The sequence below is a fragment of the Chryseobacterium sp. T16E-39 genome, from assembly GCF_002216065.1.
GTDB lineage: Bacteria > Bacteroidota > Bacteroidia > Flavobacteriales > Weeksellaceae > Chryseobacterium.
Map to the genome: position 1 here is coordinate 2,115,229 of NZ_CP022282.1, position 20,446 is coordinate 2,135,674.

General features: G+C 31.8%; 19 protein-coding genes. 2 read left to right on the forward strand and 17 right to left on the reverse strand.

Annotated elements, in window-relative coordinates; all coding sequences use genetic code 11:
• Positions 1 to 42: 42 nt before the first annotated feature.
• Positions 43 to 420 (forward strand): MliC family protein, encoded by a 378-nt coding sequence (locus CEY12_RS09590; RefSeq protein WP_089027486.1) that lies wholly within the window; start codon positions 43 to 45, stop codon positions 418 to 420.
• A gap of 86 nt (positions 421 to 506) precedes the next feature.
• A complete protein-coding gene (locus tag CEY12_RS09595) occupies positions 507 to 1,271 on the forward strand; it encodes an exodeoxyribonuclease III (protein ID WP_089027487.1) in 765 nt (254 codons plus the stop codon).
• A 52-nt stretch (positions 1,272 to 1,323) separates the two neighbouring features.
• Here the strand turns inward: CEY12_RS09595 and CEY12_RS09600 are convergent, their stop codons facing one another.
• From CEY12_RS09600 to CEY12_RS09680, 17 genes are all read right to left on the reverse strand, one after another.
• Positions 1,324 to 1,695 (reverse strand): septal ring lytic transglycosylase RlpA family protein, encoded by a 372-nt coding sequence (locus CEY12_RS09600; RefSeq protein ID WP_089027488.1) that lies wholly within the window; start codon positions 1,693 to 1,695, stop codon positions 1,324 to 1,326.
• A gap of 334 nt (positions 1,696 to 2,029) precedes the next feature.
• Positions 2,030 to 2,755 (reverse strand): hypothetical protein, encoded by a 726-nt coding sequence (locus CEY12_RS09605; RefSeq protein ID WP_089027489.1) that lies wholly within the window; start codon positions 2,753 to 2,755, stop codon positions 2,030 to 2,032.
• A gap of 26 nt (positions 2,756 to 2,781) precedes the next feature.
• Positions 2,782 to 3,426: a hypothetical protein gene (locus CEY12_RS09610; protein WP_089027490.1), complete on the reverse strand. Its 645-nt coding sequence runs from the start codon at positions 3,424 to 3,426 to the stop codon at positions 2,782 to 2,784.
• Between the two features lie 413 nt (positions 3,427 to 3,839).
• The gene (rimO, locus tag CEY12_RS09615) at positions 3,840 to 5,141 is read right to left on the reverse strand and encodes a 30S ribosomal protein S12 methylthiotransferase RimO (protein WP_089027491.1); all 1,302 of its coding nucleotides are present in this window, start codon (positions 5,139 to 5,141) and stop codon (positions 3,840 to 3,842) included.
• 120 nt (positions 5,142 to 5,261) lie between these two features.
• Entirely contained in the window at positions 5,262 to 6,650 is a 1,389-nt protein-coding gene (locus CEY12_RS09620) for an exopolysaccharide biosynthesis polyprenyl glycosylphosphotransferase (RefSeq protein ID WP_089027492.1), read from the reverse strand.
• A gap of 73 nt (positions 6,651 to 6,723) precedes the next feature.
• Complete coding sequence (gene rfbC / locus CEY12_RS09625; protein ID WP_089027493.1) at positions 6,724 to 7,269, reverse strand: dTDP-4-dehydrorhamnose 3,5-epimerase; 546 nt, start codon at positions 7,267 to 7,269, stop codon at positions 6,724 to 6,726.
• 100 nt (positions 7,270 to 7,369) lie between these two features.
• Positions 7,370 to 8,467, reverse strand: a complete 1,098-nt coding sequence (locus CEY12_RS09630) for a glycosyltransferase (protein ID WP_172821024.1) — start codon at positions 8,465 to 8,467, stop codon at positions 7,370 to 7,372.
• A 57-nt stretch (positions 8,468 to 8,524) separates the two neighbouring features.
• On the reverse strand, positions 8,525 to 9,823 hold the full coding sequence (locus CEY12_RS09635; RefSeq protein WP_089027495.1) for a GH39 family glycosyl hydrolase: 1,299 nt from the start codon (positions 9,821 to 9,823) through the stop codon (positions 8,525 to 8,527).
• 32 nt (positions 9,824 to 9,855) lie between these two features.
• Positions 9,856 to 10,593 carry a glycosyltransferase gene (locus CEY12_RS09640; RefSeq protein WP_089027496.1) on the reverse strand — a complete coding sequence of 246 codons (738 nt, stop codon included), beginning with the start codon at positions 10,591 to 10,593 and terminating at the stop codon, positions 9,856 to 9,858.
• Positions 10,590 to 11,735 (reverse strand): glycosyltransferase family 4 protein, encoded by a 1,146-nt coding sequence (locus CEY12_RS09645; RefSeq protein ID WP_089027497.1) that lies wholly within the window; start codon positions 11,733 to 11,735, stop codon positions 10,590 to 10,592. The genes CEY12_RS09640 and CEY12_RS09645 overlap by 4 nt, the downstream gene beginning before the upstream one ends.
• 22 nt (positions 11,736 to 11,757) lie before the next feature.
• Positions 11,758 to 12,978, reverse strand: coding sequence for an EpsG family protein (locus CEY12_RS09650; protein ID WP_089027498.1), 1,221 nt, complete (start codon positions 12,976 to 12,978; stop codon positions 11,758 to 11,760).
• A gap of 147 nt (positions 12,979 to 13,125) precedes the next feature.
• Positions 13,126 to 14,028, reverse strand: a complete 903-nt coding sequence (locus CEY12_RS09655; RefSeq protein ID WP_089027499.1) for a glycosyltransferase family 2 protein — start codon at positions 14,026 to 14,028, stop codon at positions 13,126 to 13,128.
• Positions 14,025 to 15,161 (reverse strand): NAD-dependent epimerase/dehydratase family protein, encoded by a 1,137-nt coding sequence (locus tag CEY12_RS09660; RefSeq protein ID WP_089027500.1) that lies wholly within the window; start codon positions 15,159 to 15,161, stop codon positions 14,025 to 14,027. The genes CEY12_RS09655 and CEY12_RS09660 overlap by 4 nt, the downstream gene beginning before the upstream one ends.
• Positions 15,158 to 15,658, reverse strand: coding sequence for an acyltransferase (locus tag CEY12_RS09665; RefSeq protein ID WP_172821025.1), 501 nt, complete (start codon positions 15,656 to 15,658; stop codon positions 15,158 to 15,160). The genes CEY12_RS09660 and CEY12_RS09665 overlap by 4 nt, the downstream gene beginning before the upstream one ends.
• Before the next feature lie 127 nt (positions 15,659 to 15,785).
• Complete coding sequence (locus tag CEY12_RS09670) at positions 15,786 to 16,355, reverse strand: CatB-related O-acetyltransferase (RefSeq protein WP_157676795.1); 570 nt, start codon at positions 16,353 to 16,355, stop codon at positions 15,786 to 15,788.
• Between the two features lie 111 nt (positions 16,356 to 16,466).
• A complete protein-coding gene (locus tag CEY12_RS09675; protein ID WP_089027503.1) occupies positions 16,467 to 17,951 on the reverse strand; it encodes a lipopolysaccharide biosynthesis protein in 1,485 nt (494 codons plus the stop codon).
• A 78-nt stretch (positions 17,952 to 18,029) separates the two neighbouring features.
• Positions 18,030 to 20,378 carry a GumC family protein gene (locus CEY12_RS09680; RefSeq protein ID WP_089027504.1) on the reverse strand — a complete coding sequence of 783 codons (2,349 nt, stop codon included), beginning with the start codon at positions 20,376 to 20,378 and terminating at the stop codon, positions 18,030 to 18,032.
• Between the last annotated feature and the right edge of the window lie 68 nt (positions 20,379 to 20,446).

Below are 20,446 nucleotides of genomic sequence, written 5' to 3' on the forward strand. Positions count from 1 at the left end.
CTCATTTTGTATACTAAGAAATACACATATAAGTATAATATTATGAAAAGAAACATTTTCGTTGCTACTGCATTAGTAGCATTATTTTTGACGTCATGTACAAAAGAAAAGAATGCAGCAGATACTTCATCTGCTACTGTAGATACACTTTCTTCAAAGCCTTCGGATTCAGCTACTGTTTCGCCTAATAAAGATGAAATTGTAAAAAGCACTTCAAAAGACAGTAGTGGAAAAACATTGGAAATGACTTTCAATAACACCAAAAATACAGCAACAGTAGTATTTAATAAGGAAACAATTGAATTGCAGGGACAAAAACCAGCATCAGGAATCTGGTATAAGAATGATCATTATGAATTAAGAGGAAAAGGTGAAGAAATAGAGCTTACAAAAGACGGGAAAACAGTCTTTAAAAAATAAAATTCATTATTAAATGATAGAAGTCAGTTTTGAAATTCAAAGCTGACTTTTTTATTTCGCTACATTTGAGAAATTTATTTTTGTTTATGAAATTAATCACTTACAATGTCAATGGGATTAGAGCCGCTTTTACGAAGGATTTCCTAGGTTGGTTGAAGATTGCAGACCCTGATATCATTTGTATTCAGGAGAGTAAAGCTGGAAACGACCAAATAGACATCGATAGTCTTCAAAAACAAGGCTACCATAGTTACTGGCACTCTGCGCTAAGAAAAGGCTATAGTGGCGTTGGAATAGCTTCCAAAACAAAACCTAATCACGTAGAGTATGGTTGTGGAATAGAAAGCTATGATAATGAAGGAAGAATCATACGTGCTGATTTTGATGGTTACTCTGTAATTTCAGTGTATGTTCCTTCTGCATCAAATATAGAAAGGCTTGATTTTAAAATGCAGTTCTGTCAAGATTTCCTGAACTATATTAAAGCCCTTAAAAAAGAAATTCCTAACCTTATTATTTCCGGGGATTTTAATATCTGTCATCAGGCTATTGATATCCATGATCCGATCCGTTTGAAAAATGTTTCAGGATTCTTGCCTATAGAACGTGAATGGATGAGTAATTTCATAGAAGAGTGCGAATTAATTGACAGCTTCAGATTCTTTAATAATGAACCTAATAATTATACATGGTGGAGCTATAGACAAAATTCAAGGGCTAATAACAAAGGTTGGAGGCTAGATTATAACTTCACTTCGTACGCATTGAAAGAAAAGCTTTCAAGAGCTGTTATCTTAAAAGAGGCTGTACATTCCGACCATTGTCCTGCCTTAGTAGAATTAGATATATAAAAAGAAAAAGCCAACTGAATCAGTTGGCTTTAAAATTTAATAAATCATAAATTTAATCGACAATTTCATATTCCACCGGAATGGTACCAAGATTGGTATTTCCGATTTCATCGAACGCGGCTCTAGAAATATCTAGTGCTCTTGCTGAATGGAAAGGTCCTCTATCATTTATCCTCACTGTAACCTCTTTTCCATTGCTTAAATTGGTAACTCTAATTTTAGTCCCAAAAGGAAGCGTTCTATTTGCAGCGGTGAATTTTGAGTTATCAAAAATTTCTCCGTTTGCGGTTTTCCTACCATTAAACTTATCGTGGTAGAACGATGCATAACTTGTTTTTTTCGCATCTGTGGCATTATTCTTGAAAGAATAAATACCAAAGGCTGAAATCATCATTATGATTACGAGAATGAATCTTTTCATCATTTTGAATTTTATTGGTTTTGACTTGGCAAATGTATCATGAATCTCTTTAAGACCATAGCCGAAATGTTAAAAAGTGTTAACTAAAACCCAATTCAAAGTTAACGATGTCTGTAACCCTCTGCCAACAGGGCTTTTACAAAGCACTGTTAAAAAGTGTTAAAATTAAGGCTTAAAAGTTAAGATAATTAACGTTACTCATTTCGTCACACCGCGATAATGATCATAAAACACTGATAAACAATCACTTAAAAATCCGTAAATTACAGTGAAATCAATCAAAAAACCAATGAAAAATTTCATTGGTTCTATATAATTAGTAAATAAGAAATATCTGTTACTTCAAATATTCGAGAACATAATCATAAGTTCCGGCTGGGTACACAACAGACATACTCTGAGATCCAGTCACTGCATTTCCATTTGCAGTTCCTAATGTGTATGAATATAAATCTCTAGAATAGACTGTGTTTGAGCCTGCTTTATAAATTGTAATTCCATACATGCCCTTCATACCAGCTGGTGAAGGAATATCAACATTAGTCGAAGTACCGCTGGCTGCAAATGTTCCCTTTACAGCATAAACCTGGGCATTGTTAATTAAGGTATGTGTGGCAGTTTCATTGCTTGTTATATTAATTTTGTCTGAACTACCTCCAGAGTTTCCTCCAATTGCTATCCACTTACCGTTTGTAATATTTCCAGGATTTCCAGGATTTGAAAAGTAGTAAAAACCAGGTACTACAGCTGTTGTTACACCTTGTCCTGCTGTAGTATTTCCTGTTGCACTATTATACACTACCATCCCATCAAAATCAGAAACAACCACTTCATCACTCGCTGTAGCTTTATTGAATACAAAACTGGTTAAATCGGTTCTTGGGAATCCTAAACCTCTTCCATAGCTTTTGTTTGCTAAACCCTCAAAATTACTTGCGTCCATAAAATAATTTGTGTCAGCCAATCCCGAAGTTATGTTTCCATTGCTAAGAAGCTGCGCATTGATGTTACTGCTTAGAAATAATAAAAAACAGCCAGTTACACTTAATAAAATATTTTTCATCTTGTTTTATGTTTTTATTTATGTTTTTAATTTCTACCTGCAACGAGATACCATGTTGTACCATTACTATGTATTTGAATCGCCGCTGAACCTGTTATAGAGGCAATTCCTTTTGGAGTACCCACTCCATCAGTTCCCGAAAACTGCAGCGTCCCCCCAACCTGATTTCTTATGTAAATTGTTCGACCACTGTAAGAAGATGGAGTTGGTAAGGTTAATTGAGATCCCGAGGTAAACTCCCAAAAATCAAAATCAGAATTTGACCAATCATATGCAGTAGAAGCAGGTTGAGCTAAATTCAATCTAAATGCAGTTGGAGCTACCGTTCCTCCACTAGCTAACGCAACCCATTTTGAGGTAGGCTCATCATAGTAATAAAAACCAGTTCCTGTTACCTTTTCTGTTTTCCCTCCGCTGTTTCCTCTACCAGAGATAACAAAAACAAGAGCTCCATTTTGGGCTGCTGTATAAGCTGCATCCTTGTTTGCTAATTCAGTAGCAGTCATTCTTGGGATTAAAACAGCATCCGGCATGCTTCTATCTGTAGTATTCGCTACAATATCAAGCGTTGCTTCCGGTTTGGTAGTATTAATACCAACTCCTTTTTGTTGGGCTTTTGAAACTATAGCCAAAGAAATCAACATTACTGTTGTCAATAATTTTTTTTTCATAAACATTTGAATTTTAAATTGCTTTTTTATTATCGATAATTTCCATTTATACACAATTGTACAAATCCCAACCTGATCTTAGTAAATTACTAAAATAAGAACCGGGACTGCTCATATTTTATATTTACTTCTCATCTACTAAGAGAGATTGATTACAAAATTATTCTTTTGACAAAGTTAAGATTTAATTATTTAAAATTCACAATATCTTCGTTAAGCAAGGAAAAACCAACCTAATCTACAACATATAACAATCTATAAATCAAATATTTGTAAAAATTACATTAAAATAAATGAAACGAATAAAATTGCATTAAAAACTTAACAACGCTCTATTCATTAAAAACAATGGTGTAAAATCTTTCGATTATACACCATTATCATAAAAAAAAATATTTTTTTCGTATTTTTTATCAAATTAATTCTCCATATAGGTCAAATTCTTCTGCTGAGGTTATTTTTACCATCGCAAATTCTCCAATTGAGATGTAAGTATTTTCTGCGGAAACCAAAACTGTATTATCAACATCCGGAGAATCGTACTCTGTTCTCCCTACAAAATAATTCCCTTCTTTTCTGTCAAACACACACTTATACACTTCTCCTATTCTTTCCTGATTTTTCTCCCACGAAATTTGAGACTGAAGTTCCATAATTTCTTCTACTCTTGCCTCCTTTACTTCCTGAGGGATATCATCTTCTAAAACATGTGCTGTTGTATTTTCTTCATGAGAATAGGTAAAACAACCTAATCTGTCAAACCTTTGCTCTTTCACCCAATCTTTCAATTCCTGAAATCTCTCTTCTGTTTCTCCGGGATATCCTACAATTAAAGTGGTTCTTATAGCCATATCTGGCACCTTCTCTCTGAATTTTGCTAAAAGAGCATCCGTTTTTTCATGTGTAGTTCCTCTTTTCATCGATTTTAGTAAATCAGAATTAATATGTTGAAGAGGAATATCAATATAATTACAAACTTTAGGCTCTTCCCGAATAATATCTAAAACATCCTCAGGAAAACCACTTGGGAAAGCATAATGAAGTCGAATCCATTCGATACCTTCTACTTTCACCAATTCTTTTAAAAGCTCTCCAAGTGCACGCTTTTTATAGATATCCAATCCATAATAAGTAAGGTCCTGTGCAATTAATATCAATTCTTTCGTTCCGACCTTAGCTAATTTCTCAGCTTCACGAACCAATTTTTCGATAGGTGTAGAAACATGCCCTCCTCTCATTAATGGAATTGCACAAAAAGAACATGGTCTGTCACATCCTTCAGATATTTTAAGGTATGCATAATGTTTAGGAGTAGTTGTCAGCCTTTCACCAACAAGTTCATGCTTATAATCAGCACCCAAATGTTTCAGCAGGATAGGCAAATCTCTGGTTCCAAAATATTGATCAACATCAGGAATTTCTCTTACCAAGTCAGGTTTATACCTTTCAGAGAGGCATCCGGTCACAAAAACTTTCTCTACCTCACCTCTATTCTTAGCATCTACGTAATCAAGGATTGTATTAATAGATTCTTCTTTTGCATTATCGATAAAACCACAGGTATTGATAACAACAATATCCCCTCTATCTTCGTGTACAACTTCTTTACCATTTGCTTTAAGCTGACTCATCAAAACTTCTGAGTCGTATACATTCTTAGAGCAACCCAGGGTTACGATATTGATTTTCTTTTTACCTATAGATTTTGTGCGCATCTTTTTGATTTTGAGTTTGCAAAGATACGAAATAATAATAGTACTTATTAAATAGGAAAGGCAGTTAATAAAGAAGTACTTACAACTCTCTTATATATTTATTTTTATTGACAACGATAATTAGTAAGCTTGTTCGTCCCCTTTTAAAATATTATACAGCGTCAGAAAAATGATTTTAATATCTAAAAAAAAGGACCAATTCTGAATATACCAAATATCTTTTTCAATTCGTTTCTCCATATCCCGGTGAGAAAATATCTCTCCTCTCGAACCCATCACTTGTGCCCATCCGGTAATTCCAGGTTTTACAATATGCCGTGTCATATATTTTTTTGTAATCTTGGAGTACATGTCTGTTTGGGACATCATGTGAGGTCTTGGACCCACAATAGACATATTGCCTAAAAAAACATTAATGAACTGAGGTAATTCGTCAATGCTTGTTTTCCTCATGAAAGCTCCAAATTTAGTAACCCTTGGATCATTCTTTTTTGCAATTTGTAAGTCAGCATTTGTATTAATAGTCATGCTTCGAAACTTGATGCAGTTAAATGGTACATTATTAAGTCCAGACCTTTTTTGTAAAAAGAACACTGAATCATTACTTTCTAATTTAATTATTAATGCAACAATCGGCACTAACCAGGATAATAAAAAAACAATTACAAATAATGAAAATCCAATGTCAAATGTTCTTTTTAAAATTTCTTTTTTATGATTAGATAATGGCTCTCTAATTAATTTTAAAAATGGAATTTCGTGAATCACATCAAAATAATAGGGTCCCAAATTGGCATATTTAAAATCGGGAACCATATAGATTCTAATCATTTTGTGTTCTGCCACCTCCACGATTTTTTTATATAAATCAACATCAATTCTGTCATCGCAAAAAATGATACTGTTGATTTTGGTATTTTCTAAGTCTTCAAATAACTGATCTATTTCACCTAAATATCTGTTTTTGGTTTCTGTCTCGATGGGTGCGTACACACCTCTTAATCCCATAAATCTTCTTAGATCTTTATTTGATAATAATGATGTTGACAATTTATTCTCTCCAATAAGCACTGTATTAAAGGAATATAATTTTCGTCCTAATTTAACCCTGTTCTTTTTTCTGTACAGGAATAAAAGAAATCTGGTAAGAGTCATACAAAAACCAACTAATAAAAAATAAATTATCACATTTTTATAGTCAATCTTCACAGAAAAAATAAGATATAAGTAAAGTAATGAAGCCCCTACTAATAAAGCGAAAGATTTTGTCAATGCATTAAAATGCAATGAAGACTCCATAATTTTCAAACTTTTATAGGGCTTAGTTATCATTGTAATGACAAACCAGGACACATTCAAAAGAATAAACTGGACTTTAAAATCCTGTGCAAAACTTCTTTCATCAAACTCAAAAAAATACAGTTTCCCTAAAATAAAAAGACCATTGATAATAATATAATCTCCTATCAAAAAAATCCCACGTAAATATTTAAAAAAAGAAACTAGCATAAATTCGGCAATGGTTATTCAATTTTCCTTGATAAATCAGTAATTTAATTAATTTTATAGAGATTTCAATGAATTAAAAAAATTTTGAAGAAAATGCAGGCAGTACTTTATCTTTTTCTGAGAGTATTACATCTTGTAAGGGAAGCTGCCAATCAATATTAAGTTCTAAATCATTCCAAAGAACTCCACCTTCTGATTCCTTATCATAAAAATTATCACATTTATAAGAAAATACAGCAGTCTCGCTAAGAACCGAAAATCCATGTCCAAAACCTCTTGGAACATATAATTGTACTTTATTTTCCTCTGTTAGTTCAATAGAAAACCATTTTCCAAATGTTGGTGAATCTTGTCTTAAATCAACAGCTACGTCCAGAACTTTCCCTTCCAAACATGAAACTAATTTTGCCTGGGCCTTTTCTCCTCTTTGCAAATGCAAACCTCTAAGAACTCCATAAGTTGATTTCGAGATATTGTCCTGAACGAAATGCCCATTCATATCTGTTAATTCTTCGAATTTCTTCTCATTGAATTTTTCGTAAAAATATCCTCTTTCATCTTCAAAAAGAGTGGGTTCTATGATGTAGCAGTCCCTAAGTGGTGTTTCTTTTATTTTCATAGTTGTGTCGGCTTCTATTACAAAGCTTATCATTTTGTTTTATAAGTACACGCTTAAAAAGCGCACAAATATAAAGATTAATGCTACATAAAAGTAGTTTTTATTTAATAACCCTTTTATAAAGATTAATCAGATTTAAAAAATTATTATTTTTGTTATATTCCTTAAAGGCTTTTTCAAATGAATTATCGCCCATTTCGATTTTCTTTTTTTTGTCAAAAAACAGCTTAATTTTATCTACTGCTTCTTCTGTTGTATTGTAAACATAGCCATTATAACCGTTATCAACTGTATCTTTATTTCCCATTACATTACTCACCAGAAGAGGCTTTCTAACTGCCATAGCTTCTAGAATAGCAATTGGAAGGCCTTCCCATAAAGATACCTGTAAATACAGATCAAGAGTGTTTAATTTCTGTAATAATTCTTCTCTTGTTCTTATCCAACCTGTAACGGTAATGTTTTCCGAAGTTATATCATCAATTAGCTCCCCATTTCCGATCCACACGAAATTAACATTTGGCAACTTAGAGGCAATCTCATTAAAAGCTTTTGGATTTTTTTGTGCTGTTAATCTCCCAACCGTTCCTACTGTAAAACGTTCGTTAGATACTGGAGAATATACTTTTTGGGGCAGTTCAAAATCAACTCCATTTCTAATAAGAGTTGTTTTCCCGATTTTCTTTGCCATCTCATATTCTGTATTCCCAGACGCCACTGTAGTTCCTCCGAATAGAAAAGGCATTAGATACTCTATAATTTTAAAAAATAAAACCTTCGTTTTTGAAATATTCTGCTGAACAAAGGAAAATCCGTGAGGAGAATAATAAATATTTTTTTTAGATACAAATCCCTGGCAGGCTAGTCTGCCTATTACACCTGCTTTTGCAGAATGAAGATGAATTATATCTGGTTTTATCTTTTTAAGGATTTTACGGGTCTCTCTGATTACCGTGTAATCCTTTTTCAAATTGATCGGACGCTGCATATCTAGTTCATGAAGATAAATATCAGGATGTATTTCTTTATCAAATAATTCTTTATCCAATTCAACCCGGTTGGGACTATATATCAAATGAATATCACAGTTCATATCAGACTGATGGGTTGCCAAAAAGTTGCTTAAATCTTTTACATAGGTATAAACTCCTCCTCCAAAAGCTTCCACAAATTGAACGATCTTAATCTTCTTTTCCAAACTCATTATATTTTTTGATATACTGTGATCTATTTTTTAATAATTGAACTTCGTGTTTTATTTTGAGATAGACAGATAATATACTGTTTTAGGGTTCATACTCGGGATGGTAATGGTTGTCTCATTTTTATTGACTACAATCTTTTGTTTTTGATTAAAAACCATATTTTCTAACGGCAGTTCATTGGTATTAGGAATTTCAGATACAGTTAAATTAAAATTTTTATTTTTTGTATCCGGAGCTTTTAAATTCTTCAATATAACTTTAGCATTTACAATTCTGTTTCCGCTATTATTATTCAAAATAATATACTGTCCTTTATTATCATAAGAGGCAAATACAGATGTTTGATCATAATTTGTGATATCCTTTACCCTGGTCCCTTTAGTACTTTGATTATAGATCTTATATGCCCACCATACAGATCTCGGTTTTCCGTTTTTATCCAATAATCCATTCATTGAATTATTACAGTTAAAAACTCCATCACTCTCTGCCCAACACGCTTTGCAAGCACCATCTATATTATTATTTTCCAAATATTTAAATACCTGCAATACTTCTGAAGGAGAAAATTGCGAATATTGATTGATTATTTCATTGAGAATAATTTTCTTTACTCCAACCTTCGGATATTTAGGAAGAATATTTTTTCTCAATCTTTCCACATCCTTATTAAAATCTTTATAATACTCACCGTCCCTCAATTCATGCCAACTTAGTATGTCAACTCTTATATTATTTTTATTACAAAAACTTAAGAATCCCTCCATTTCTTTTTCGTTATAGCGATCAAAGGACGGTCCTGTAATTAAAGCTTGCTCCCCTGCAGGCAAAGACCTGATCATATCATGAGCCTTTTTAAATATTTTGTAATATTCTTCAGTATCAAAATCTCCAAATCCCCCTTGATGAAAAGGCTCATTCCATATATCATAGATTACCTTGTTATTGAATTTTTTATACTCAGCATTGATTACTGTTTTAAGTCGGTCTGTATATAAGGGATGAGACCATTCTTTATTATTTTTTTTGCCCGGATAACCATACATATCAGATAAGACTAAAATGGGGGTAATACCAAAACTTCTTAAATACTCTATATCATCAACTGATTTATAAGACCATCCTATTCTCCAATATTTGGGTTGCAAAGCAATAATATCATTTTGAAGCATTCTGATATTATCATAGTGAAGAAAACCAGACATAGATTTTACATTACTCACCTTTTTACTGAAATCAATCTCTACAATTACAGAATCTTTAGTCCTTTGACATTTAACAAGAATTAAAGAAATAAAAAGGATAATTATAGGGATTATCTTTATTTTAAAGGCATCAATTACTTTCATGTATCTTATTGTAAAGGATTAGTCTTGCTAATTTACATTTTCTTCGATAATTTATACTTAACCGCCAGCTTTGATACTGCGAATAAGGTAACCATCCTTTTATAAATCTTCATATGGAAAGGTCTGTCACTTCTGGATAATAAACTTCCGAGCTGAGTAACGGTATTGTCTGATCTCCTGTAAAGTAAATAAGGCTTTTCTATAAATTTTACTTTACCTACAACTTCTGCTACCAGCCCTATCCATAAATCTATTGAAACTTCTTTATTTTTTGGAAATGGCATAGAGTAATTTAAAATCCTTTTGGTAAAAGCCATACAGCACCCATAATATGTGCTGCAAACTATATTTTTTATTATACCTGTACCCGAGTTATATATTGTAAAAAAAGATTGATTAGTAACATTCAAAACCTCATCTGTCACCATTGAATTTGTAACAACCAGATCATTGGTTTTCAAATTTTCGACCATCACATCATATTTACCCGGCAGCCAAACATCATCCTGATCTGAAATAAAGATAATATCACCGCTCGCCTCTTTTAATGCATTTTGAAAATTAGGAGTATAACCACGTTCTCCTTTATTAATTAATATTTTTATTCTATCGTCGTTTATATTTCTAATGATTTCCAATGTCTTATCAGTAGATCCATCATCAGAAACAATTATTTCATCATGTTGTCCGATTTGATTCAAAATCGAATCAATTTGTTCAAATATAAATTTTTCGCCATTATAAGTAGCCAAACATATACTTATTTTCATTTCTTTTGTATTTTTTCAAATGTGTCCACAAACTTATCTGCTGAGCTTTCCCATCCTTTTTCTCCTGAAAAATATATTTCCTCAATATGCTGAGACATTTGTTCTAGCAAACTTCTATTACTGTACAGCTCTAGTATAGCATCAACAATTGCTTTGGAACTCCTGGGTTCAATTATAAGTCCCGTTTCTTTATCTTTAACCATCTCTGGCAAACCTCCTACATTTGTAGCAATAACAGGTTTTTTAAATGCATAGGCAGACATAATAACACCACTTTGTGTAGCATCTGTATATGGACAAACTACTACAGAGGCATTAGAAATAAGATTAGCCAGATTTTCAGGATAAATATACTCATTAAGGATCTTTATTTCCGGATATTGCCTGTATACTTCAATATCGAAGTCAAAATTTCCGCCTCCAGCAATTGTAAGAGTCATATCATGAAATTTTTGGGTCGATATAATCTCTACAAAAGCATCTAATAGAAACTTAATCCCTTTATAGGGTGATATCCTACCAAAAAACAATATGTTAAATTGAGATCTAGATCCCTTGTCTGTTTGATAATATCTCAGATAATCATACACACTTAAAAAAGAGGTATGAATATTAGCTGGTTTTTGTTTATAATATTTTATAAAGTCATCCTTCTGATTTTCATTCAACAACATCTTATGATCAATGACACTGAAATGAAACTTTCTCAAATATTTATCAATGATGAAATTTTCCCCGGAATGTAAAAATGGATCGTGTACAATGAGCAACATTTTTTTTCTGTACGACAGTGTCGAAAAAAAATAGGTTAGCATATAGTTGTCGATAACAATGACATCCGGATTAATTTTTTTTATATACTGATTGATTTTATATGAAATATAAAGCTTCTTAATAAAATTGGCATTACGTGTTCCTTTTACAACGAATGTTTTGTCTAAAGAAATCAATTCCCGAAATCGTAATAACTCCTCTACTTCTGTACCTTTGGAAATTGTTTTTGTTAATTTTTCCTTATCTAAAAAATTATAAATCTCATAAAGTGCTTCTGTAAAGAAATAAACATCACATTTTTTACCAAGTGCATTGATCAGAGAAACATTAGCATCCAAAGCAAATGTGGATAAGAAAGCAACTTTCATTATAGAATCTGGTTTTTAATCGTTACTTTTTTGGATTAAGGATTTTGTCCATATGTTTATTAAAGATAAAATATGCTCTGCTTATAGAAGGCTTATCCCATAATATATTCTCATACCTTCTGATAATGAAATTATTGGACTTATACATTTTTAGAATTCCAAACAATAATAATACAACCGTAAAAATTGTTTTAAACAGACGTTCTAATGTAGCATAGAAATAAGGATACAATATCCAATAAGAGACAGCAAAAAGCGTTGTCATTCTGTCAATTAATACAGAATATTCAGACAAAAACAAATAGGTTGTTGTAAAAAGGAAAAGCAGGTTGAAGAAAATATTGAGCATCTTTTCATCTTTTATAAAATTTCCTATTTTATCATATGCTGAATAAAAAAGAACGAAAGTTAAAAACTTCTCTATATACCCTATTGTAATACCATAACCACTGCTATATAAGCTACTTTTGGAATATGCCTCTGCCATGATAGAATAGAATCCTCCAAATAAATTTCCTAATGCCAAAACTATAGGTGTTATAAACTTTATCTGTCCCAAGTACAAAATATTTCCAAGAATAAAAGTTCCCCACACGAAAGCCGGTAAAAATTTCTTATGCAGAAAAAAGTAAAGTGGAAAATAAAAGATAGCTGATGTGTGAAAAAGTAACCCTATCCCATTACATATAAAATATTTAGCCGCATTTCTTTCTTTAATAAATTTTAAAGAATATATAAAAAGAAAGATCGCTTTAGAGTTTCTCATCAGATTAATCTCTATAATCAATCCAGAGAAAATAAAAAACATAATAAAACCCAATATGTATTGAGGAGAATATTTTCTGAAAAAATAATTAAGAAATAAAACATCTATGAGTGATGATATTATCTGAAGGAAAAAGTAATCGGGAGTAACGCTTTTCAGTAAAATTAAAAGCACTTTAAAACCTGGTTCTACTTTTAGAAGATAGTCTTCATTTACGCTCGAAAAAAATTGTGCTACCCCACGGCTATCTGAAAGCGTCGGGGCACTTTCATACAAAGGATAATAAACGGCAAAATCGGTATCAAGATATCCTCTAAATCCAAAGAAAATAAAAAAAACCAGCATACCTAAGTACCTGACAATTTTAATATCGCTTCCGTCTTTTCTTAGTTTATTTTCCCATAAGAAAAGAACAAAGTAAATCAAAAAAAGAATAATATATGGTATTGAATATATATAGCTAAAGGTTGGTTCCATAAAACATCATACTTTTTGATTTTTTTTAACTGCAAATATAAATAAATGCATACACTCCGTATTCTAATATTAAGTTGAAATAATATTTAAAAGAAGCAAAAAAAAAGTAACTTTTCCTCTATTTTTTAAATATCATATTCTAGTCGATTATCCAGCAGGTCTTTTATTTAGATATAAACTGAATCCCTCTTTATATGCTCTTAATGCTATCAACCACTGTTTTTTGGGATATCTAAAATACAACATGATAAGAATATACAAAAAATTATAAACTGTAACATACAATGCATAAAAAGGATTATAATTTTTTAAAGAAAAATAAACCAGATTTCGCCATAAAAACCTTACTGAAAAATCACTCATTTTCCCGGTTGAACTAGATTCATTATGATCTATCACAGAATCTGAAATATACCACAATTCCTTTTGATGCTTATTAAGTGCTCTGTAAACAAAATCAGTATCATCATAATAAACAAAATAATTCTCATCCATTAATCCTACACTGCTGAATACCTCTTTTCTTATAAGCATAAAACAAGTAGGTGCATATATGATCTTTTTATCAGTATCAAACTGTCCTTTATCCTCTTCCTCCTGTCCATACTGTACGGTAAGCCCATTTCGTTTATTATAACCTCCTCCTGCTGCCCATATTTTTTTTGTTCTGTAAAAATAAATTTTCGGCACAGCCATATCTGCATCATATTTATACAAACCTGCGGATAACTTTTCAATAGCATCATTTTTAAGTGCAATATCATTATTAGAAAGCAATACCAAATCACAGCCATCTGCTATAGCTCTCCTAATCCCTATATTATTGCCTTTCGCTACACCATAGTTTGCATCATTTTCAATGATGACAGTATTATATTGATATTTTTCAGATAATTGCTTGCTTACTTCTAGAGAACCATCAGGGGAAAGATTATCTACGACATATAGTATGAAGTTAGTATAGGTTTGCTCTCCCAATGTTCTGAAAAACTCTTCGAGGACGAGCTCACTATTGTATAAAACTGTGACTATTCCTATTTTCCCAATCATTTGTAGAGTCCTTTATTTTTCATTTCCTCAATAGATAATTCATATTTATCTTCAGGAATTTCCTGCTCATTAACCCAATTTGTAAAAGCTTGAATACCTTTATCAAAGTCCCATTTGGGCTCAAAACCCAACTCTTTTTTTATTTTAGAAATATCGGCAAAATTATGCCTTATATCACCTAATCTGTAGTTTCCGGAAATTTTTATTGGTATCTCACGTCCATAGAACTTTGAAAGTGTCTCAGCAACTGTGATCACGTCTGTTGCAACACCTGTCCCTACATTATATACCTGATCGTTAGCTTCATCCTTCTCCAATCCTACTATCGTTGCATCTGCTACGTCTTCAATAAATACAAAGTCTCTTGTTTCTTTTCCATCTTCAAAAATATTGATCTCATTTCCATTTTTAATGCGTGTAGAAAAGATAGACAATATTCCAGTGTAAGGATTAGACAAGGACTGACCAGGCCCATATACATTTTGGTATCTAAATCCTACTGCGGCAATTCCTATCGACTTACAAACTGTTAACACAAGTTGCTCTTGGTTCTGCTTAGTGATGCCATATACAGATGTCGGATGTATCTTACTGTCTTCGGTTGTTGCAAGTATATCTACTGTTTCGAAGCATATTGGACATTTGCATAAGAAATCTCCTTTTGCCATGTCTTCGTCTAATCTTTCAATTGGATACACTATTCCGTGTTCTGAACAATTGTATTTTCCTTCTCCATAAATAGCCCTTGAAGCAGCAACTACAACTTTTTTTACTTGATGGGTATTATTTGCAAGTATATCCAACATCAATGCAGTACCTCCAATATTGACTTCAATATACTTTTGGATTTCATACATTGATTGACCGGTTCCTGTTTCAGCGGCTAAATGTATAATTGCATCCTGATCTTTGATTGCATTAACCCAATCTTCTTTTGATGTAACAGATCCCTGAATAAAATTAACTTTATTACTGATACTTTTATACAGTGGAGAAGTAGTTTTGGGATCGTCACCATGAATCTGAGGTGAAAGATTATCCAAAACCGTTATATTCCATCCTTTGTCTATTAGTTTAAGTGCAATATTAGAGCCGATAAAACCTGCTCCACCTGTAATCAATACATTTTTCATATTTCAGTAAAATTTCCTTTAGCATCAGTTTTTAACCATGCCTGTTTCTCAAATGAATAGCGTTTTATAATTTTAGCTGGTGAACCAACAATAACACAGTAATCAGCAAATTGTCCGGATACAACACTGTTTGCACCAATAGTACAGTGCTTTCCAATCTTTGTCCCTGGCAGAATAACAGAGTTATTATAAATTTTACAGTCATCACCAATAAAAACAGGATTCGTTTTTATGTTCTGATGTTCTATTGGAATATTTATATCATCATAAGGGTGATGAATATCTGTTATTGATACGTTAGCCGCAATTGCCGTATTTCTCCCTATTTCTATCGACTCTGCGCAGGTAAGATGCAAATTCTGTTGAATAGAAACTCCTGAATTAAGAGTGACCTTAGGAGTAAATTTTTTGGATTGATATTGTTTAACTCCTTCTATCCTTGCTCTCCAGCCGATAAAAACATTATCTCCCAATATTATTGATTCGGGTGTAATCAACAAAGGATTTATTAAAATACAATGTTTTCCTATTTTTTGAAAGAAAAAACTATATAAAAAAACAGTTTTAAACCTATGCCATTTAAAACTCATTATATCAATTATCTTCAATATTTGAGACATTGTTTTATGATTTTAGGTTTTTATAAAAGTCATCAATATTCAGGAAAATACTTGAATTCTTTTCAATCCAATCAATATCTCTATCCCACCATTTAGATTTATTTAAAACATCAATTTGCTCTTCTTTAAATCTTTTTCGGATCACCCTCGCAGGAATACCTCCCACAATCGTATAAGGTTCTACATCAGAAGTTACTACAGAATTAGAACCAATTATGGCACCGTCCCCAACATTTACACCATCTGCTATAATAACATTAGCACAAATCCAGACATCATTACCTATTGAAACATTTCTCACAGGATTATGATGGTCTTTAGTCTGAAAATTCTTAAGACAATATTCTGGATTTGAATATATTGCCGGATGAGTACTTACAAAAGTATGTGTAGGATGTTTTCCTGGGGCTATCCTAACATTTGGTCCAATAGAACAGAACTTTCCCATCTTGGTTTCGCTTATTACTGAACCATCAGAAATATATGAAAAATCATCAATTGAAGAATTTATGATAATTACATTATTGCCGATCCAGTTATATTTGCCAAAAGTAGTACTGAATAATTTTGACATATAGCCAATTCGAAGATACTTATATTTAGACTGGTATTTTATTTTTGTAATCAGCCATTTCAAATACTCAGAAAAGGGATTTTGTAAATAAGATCTATCAAACATACCTTTTTACTTTTTTGTTAGTGAAATTAATTGCCTGACGTTTTCATTTTTCAAAACAACAGGGAAGTATAAAAAAAGTGAAAGTACACCTATAATTATCTTTAAAATATTTTTTTCAGGAGAAATTAATTGATTGGAAAAAACATTAATCGCAATAATCAATATACTCAAAAAGAATAATTTAATTTCTTCTTTTTGAAATACTTCTAAGAATCTAATTTTTAAAGATTTATTATAATTAACAATAACTACAACCGATCCCACAGACAGAGCAATCCCCCAAGCGATAATAATACCATATCCCCCGGCATATCTCCCTAGAATCATACCTAAAACAATATTAATAACAGCCATACCAATATGGACAATAACCAATACATTTAATCTACCTTCCCCCATTGAGCTAAAATAAGCAGGCCCACACATAACGTTCACAAAGGTAGAAGCTACTAAGACAAGCATCGAAAAAATAAAATCATTATTATAATCACCAAGCCACAATAAAGATATAAAAGGCGTTGCTATAAATAAGATCGTTGATAAAGGTAAATTAAACAAAAATAGAATACGATTCATCTTAATATAGAAATTCTGCAAGAAAGAAGATCCTCCAATCTTTGCTTTTTCGGCAACCACAGGAACTACTACTTGATTGGCATTGGTTAATAAGGCTCTAAACTGATTCACAGCTTTGGTGGCCATCTCATAATGTCCTAGAAGTGCAAGTCCTCCATATTTACTCAATAAAAGTTTTGTAGCAGGTTCATATAAAAGCTGGCTTATTGATACAAGTTGAAACTTATAGCCATAATTAAATAATTCTTTAAATGATTTTGAACTCCACTTCCAAAAACGGATTCTATTATTAGGATTGATTTTTACAGTACATATCAGCGCAACAATAAAAATAAAGACAGATTGCAAAAGCTGAACAATTGCAACTCCCTTGAGGTGATAATAAGGTGTTAATAATACTGTACCTCCAAACATAACAACTCCTGAAGCTATATATATGAAATTTCGAATATAATTTTTTTGATGTCCCTCTAAGACAGAAGTAAACACACCACCAACAGCATTAATACATAAAGAAGCCAGCGAATATGGAAGTATCTCTAATGCAACATTCAAAAAACTTTTATCTATAACATATACCAAGAAAAACCTTGCAAAGGATAAAATAATTAAACTTAAAAGTCCAAACAAGACCAGCATTGATAAAATTGATGTAAATATCAGTTTTCCAAGTTTAGTCTCGTCATCTTCTAAAAGATATTCTGCAACAAATTTTACCAATCCGGAAGTCAATCCCAAATTGGCTAAATTAGCAATAGAAGAAAATGATAAAATAAGGGACCATACTCCCAATTGCTTAACTCCAACTGCAACTAATAAATATTTATACAAAAAAAAGTACAACAAAGCTGTAAATACAACTTGCATAACTGCCGACAAAGCATTAATTGTAAGTTTTTTCGAAGAGAAGTTCATTATTAGTTATTATACATTTAGTTGTAATTAATGTAAAATGTATTGTATCATTTCATAAACATTTTACATAGACTATATTTAAAAATATTTTTGCCACCATTTTTTCTCCTCAGCCTGGTATCCATATCCATACTTATTTCCATATCCAAAATTAGATTCTTTGATCTCATTTAAAACAATTCCTACATTCTTAAGTTTATTGTCTTCTATAGAGTTATTCAAGAATTCTATATAGCTTTTTTCTGTAATTTCAGACCTTGTTACATATACAATAGCATCACTCATATCAGAAATCAGGAAGGAGTCTGTAACCAGCAGAAGTGGAGCAGTATCCAAAACGATATACTTGTATTTGTTTTGTGCTCTGACACTGTCTAACAACTCTTCCAGCCTTCCGTTTTGTAAAAGATCTGTAGGGTTAGGAGGAATAGAACCTGAATAGATGAAGTCACAATTTTCGTTATAACTACTTGAATGAATAATATTATCAACAGAATTTTCTTCTCCACTCAGAAATTCTGTTAATCCTTTTGCAGTCTTCATTGAAGGATTATAACGCTGTAATTGAGGATTTCTCACATCTGCACCAATTACCAGAACTTTACTTCGGGAAGAGGCCAATATAATGGATAAGTTGGTTGATACAAATGTTTTTCCTTCACCCTTCACAGACGAAGTCACCATAATTACACTGGCTCCTGTTTTTTTAGGCAGTAAAAAGTTTAAATTCGTTACAAGAATCCTGAAAGATTCAGCCATAGGTGAAACATCGTTAAAACTTACAAGTGCATTTTCTTTACTTTTCAGTCTTGGAATTTCTGCAATTACCGGCAATTTTGTAAGCTTCGTAAGATCTGCTCTTTTAATAATTGTACTTTGCAGAAGTCCTTTTAAATAAATGACTGCAAATGGTATTAATAAACCTAAGAAAGCAAATACACCAACTATAACCAATTTCTTAGGAGCAACTGGTTTTTTAAACACAAACGCTTTATCAATTACTCTTGCTTTTTCAGCAGTTATTTCCATACTGATCGCTGCTTCTTCTCTTTTTTCGAGTAATAATAAATAAAGATTTTCCTTTATTTGCTGTTGTCGTTCAATACTTCTGAATAATTTTTCCTGCCTTGGAATTTTGCTGATCATTTGTTCTGAACCGCCTAGCTGACTCTCAACTTTTCTTTTTGCCAATTCCAATGTCATCCGATTTTTCTGTAAAGATTGCGTTAAAGAAGATTTCATTTCTTCAATCTGCTTATTAGCACTCTTTACAAGTGGGTTATCAGGAGTAGCTTCTTCCAGATATTTATTTCTTTGAAGTACCAGTGTGTTATATTCCTGAATTGCTTTTACAGCAGATTCACTTTCCAAACCGATATTTAATGGCAAGACATCTCCAGTGCTCTTTTTATTCAAAGAACTCTGAAGCATTTGATTAAGCTCTAACTGAGTCCCTAATTCCAGAATCTGTGCCTTACTTTGCTCTTTTAACTGGAGATTAATTTTAGCTTCTGATGGTAAATCAACAATATTATTGCTTGACTTATATCCTTCTTTCTCAGTTTCTACATCACCAAGTTCTTGTGAAATAAGTGAAATTCTTTTATCGATAAAATCCTTAGTTCTCTTGGATTCAATATTTTTATCCTTAATAGCATAAACATTATATTGTCTAACTATACCATTGAGAAAATCCTTTGCTTTATCTTTATTTTCAAAATCGACAGCAAGACTTATGATTGTTCCATCTTTATCTAATAAATCTACTTTTACAGCTTCCTGATAATCATTAACTGTATTTTCAAAATCACTATAGTTGAAATAAATATCCGAAAGATCAACTTTTTTAGGTGCTTCAAATTCCGGATTTTTACGGATCATTATCACCGCAAAAGGCAAACTTGTCGTTTTATTAAAAGAAGTCTTTATATCATTCTTCCATTCTTTAGAGGACAATATAATTTCATTTCCTTTTGTTTGAATAGAAATCGGCTTCTTTGGTTGTTCCTCATCCTTTTTTTCCTGAATAACATTAATTATATAAGGATTTGTAGTTCCATACAACTCTACATTCTTAAATGTTTGCTTAGCATATATAGTTGTCTGAAAATTATGTTCTTTCAAAACATCTTCTACAATTGTTTTGGATTCAAAAACACCTACTTCATTTTCAATACTATTCGTACCCATACCACTAAGACCACCTATACTTTGTAGCACTCCAATATCTCCCGAGGCTACGGACATTTTTTTAGCATCTTTTATGAGTACAGACGTCTGAGCTTTATAAACAGGAGCAGTAGACTTTATGAAATAAATTGCCAATATCAACATCAGGAAAACCATTCCGAGAAAGTATTTCCAATTTTTTAGATATGGACTTATAAGTTCTTTTAAATCTACTTCTTTAGTGTTCAGTTTATCCATTTTCTAGGATTATATTATCAGGTGAAAATTATGTTTAGTAATTAAATTAAAACGTTTGCAAATATATC

Bases quoted from the DNA above. Each gene is read 5' to 3' on its own strand.
- CEY12_RS09620 (WP_089027492.1), bottom strand. From the start codon at position 6,650: ATGCTAGTTTCTTTTTTTAAATATTTACGTGGGATTTTTTTGATAGGA.
- CEY12_RS09640 (WP_089027496.1), bottom strand. From the start codon at position 10,593: ATGAAAATAAGTATATGTTTGGCTACTTATAATGGCGAAAAATTTATA.
- CEY12_RS09670 (WP_157676795.1), bottom strand. From the start codon at position 16,355: ATGTCAAAATTATTCAGTACTACTTTTGGCAAATATAACTGGATCGGC.
- CEY12_RS09680 (WP_089027504.1), bottom strand. From the start codon at position 20,378: ATGGATAAACTGAACACTAAAGAAGTAGATTTAAAAGAACTTATAAGT.
- CEY12_RS09605 (WP_089027489.1), bottom strand. From the start codon at position 2,755: ATGAAAAATATTTTATTAAGTGTAACTGGCTGTTTTTTATTATTTCTA.
- CEY12_RS09660 (WP_089027500.1), bottom strand. From the start codon at position 15,161: ATGAAAAATGTATTGATTACAGGTGGAGCAGGTTTTATCGGCTCTAAT.
- CEY12_RS09590 (WP_089027486.1), top strand. From the start codon at position 43: ATGAAAAGAAACATTTTCGTTGCTACTGCATTAGTAGCATTATTTTTG.
- CEY12_RS09600 (WP_089027488.1), bottom strand. From the start codon at position 1,695: ATGATGAAAAGATTCATTCTCGTAATCATAATGATGATTTCAGCCTTT.
- CEY12_RS09595 (WP_089027487.1), top strand. From the start codon at position 507: ATGAAATTAATCACTTACAATGTCAATGGGATTAGAGCCGCTTTTACG.
- rimO (WP_089027491.1), bottom strand. From the start codon at position 5,141: ATGCGCACAAAATCTATAGGTAAAAAGAAAATCAATATCGTAACCCTG.
- CEY12_RS09650 (WP_089027498.1), bottom strand. From the start codon at position 12,978: ATGGAACCAACCTTTAGCTATATATATTCAATACCATATATTATTCTT.
- CEY12_RS09655 (WP_089027499.1), bottom strand. From the start codon at position 14,028: ATGATTGGGAAAATAGGAATAGTCACAGTTTTATACAATAGTGAGCTC.
- CEY12_RS09610 (WP_089027490.1), bottom strand. From the start codon at position 3,426: ATGAAAAAAAAATTATTGACAACAGTAATGTTGATTTCTTTGGCTATA.
- rfbC (WP_089027493.1), bottom strand. From the start codon at position 7,269: ATGAAAATAAAAGAAACACCACTTAGGGACTGCTACATCATAGAACCC.
- CEY12_RS09635 (WP_089027495.1), bottom strand. From the start codon at position 9,823: ATGAAAGTAATTGATGCCTTTAAAATAAAGATAATCCCTATAATTATC.
- CEY12_RS09675 (WP_089027503.1), bottom strand. From the start codon at position 17,951: ATGAACTTCTCTTCGAAAAAACTTACAATTAATGCTTTGTCGGCAGTT.
- CEY12_RS09645 (WP_089027497.1), bottom strand. From the start codon at position 11,735: ATGAAAGTTGCTTTCTTATCCACATTTGCTTTGGATGCTAATGTTTCT.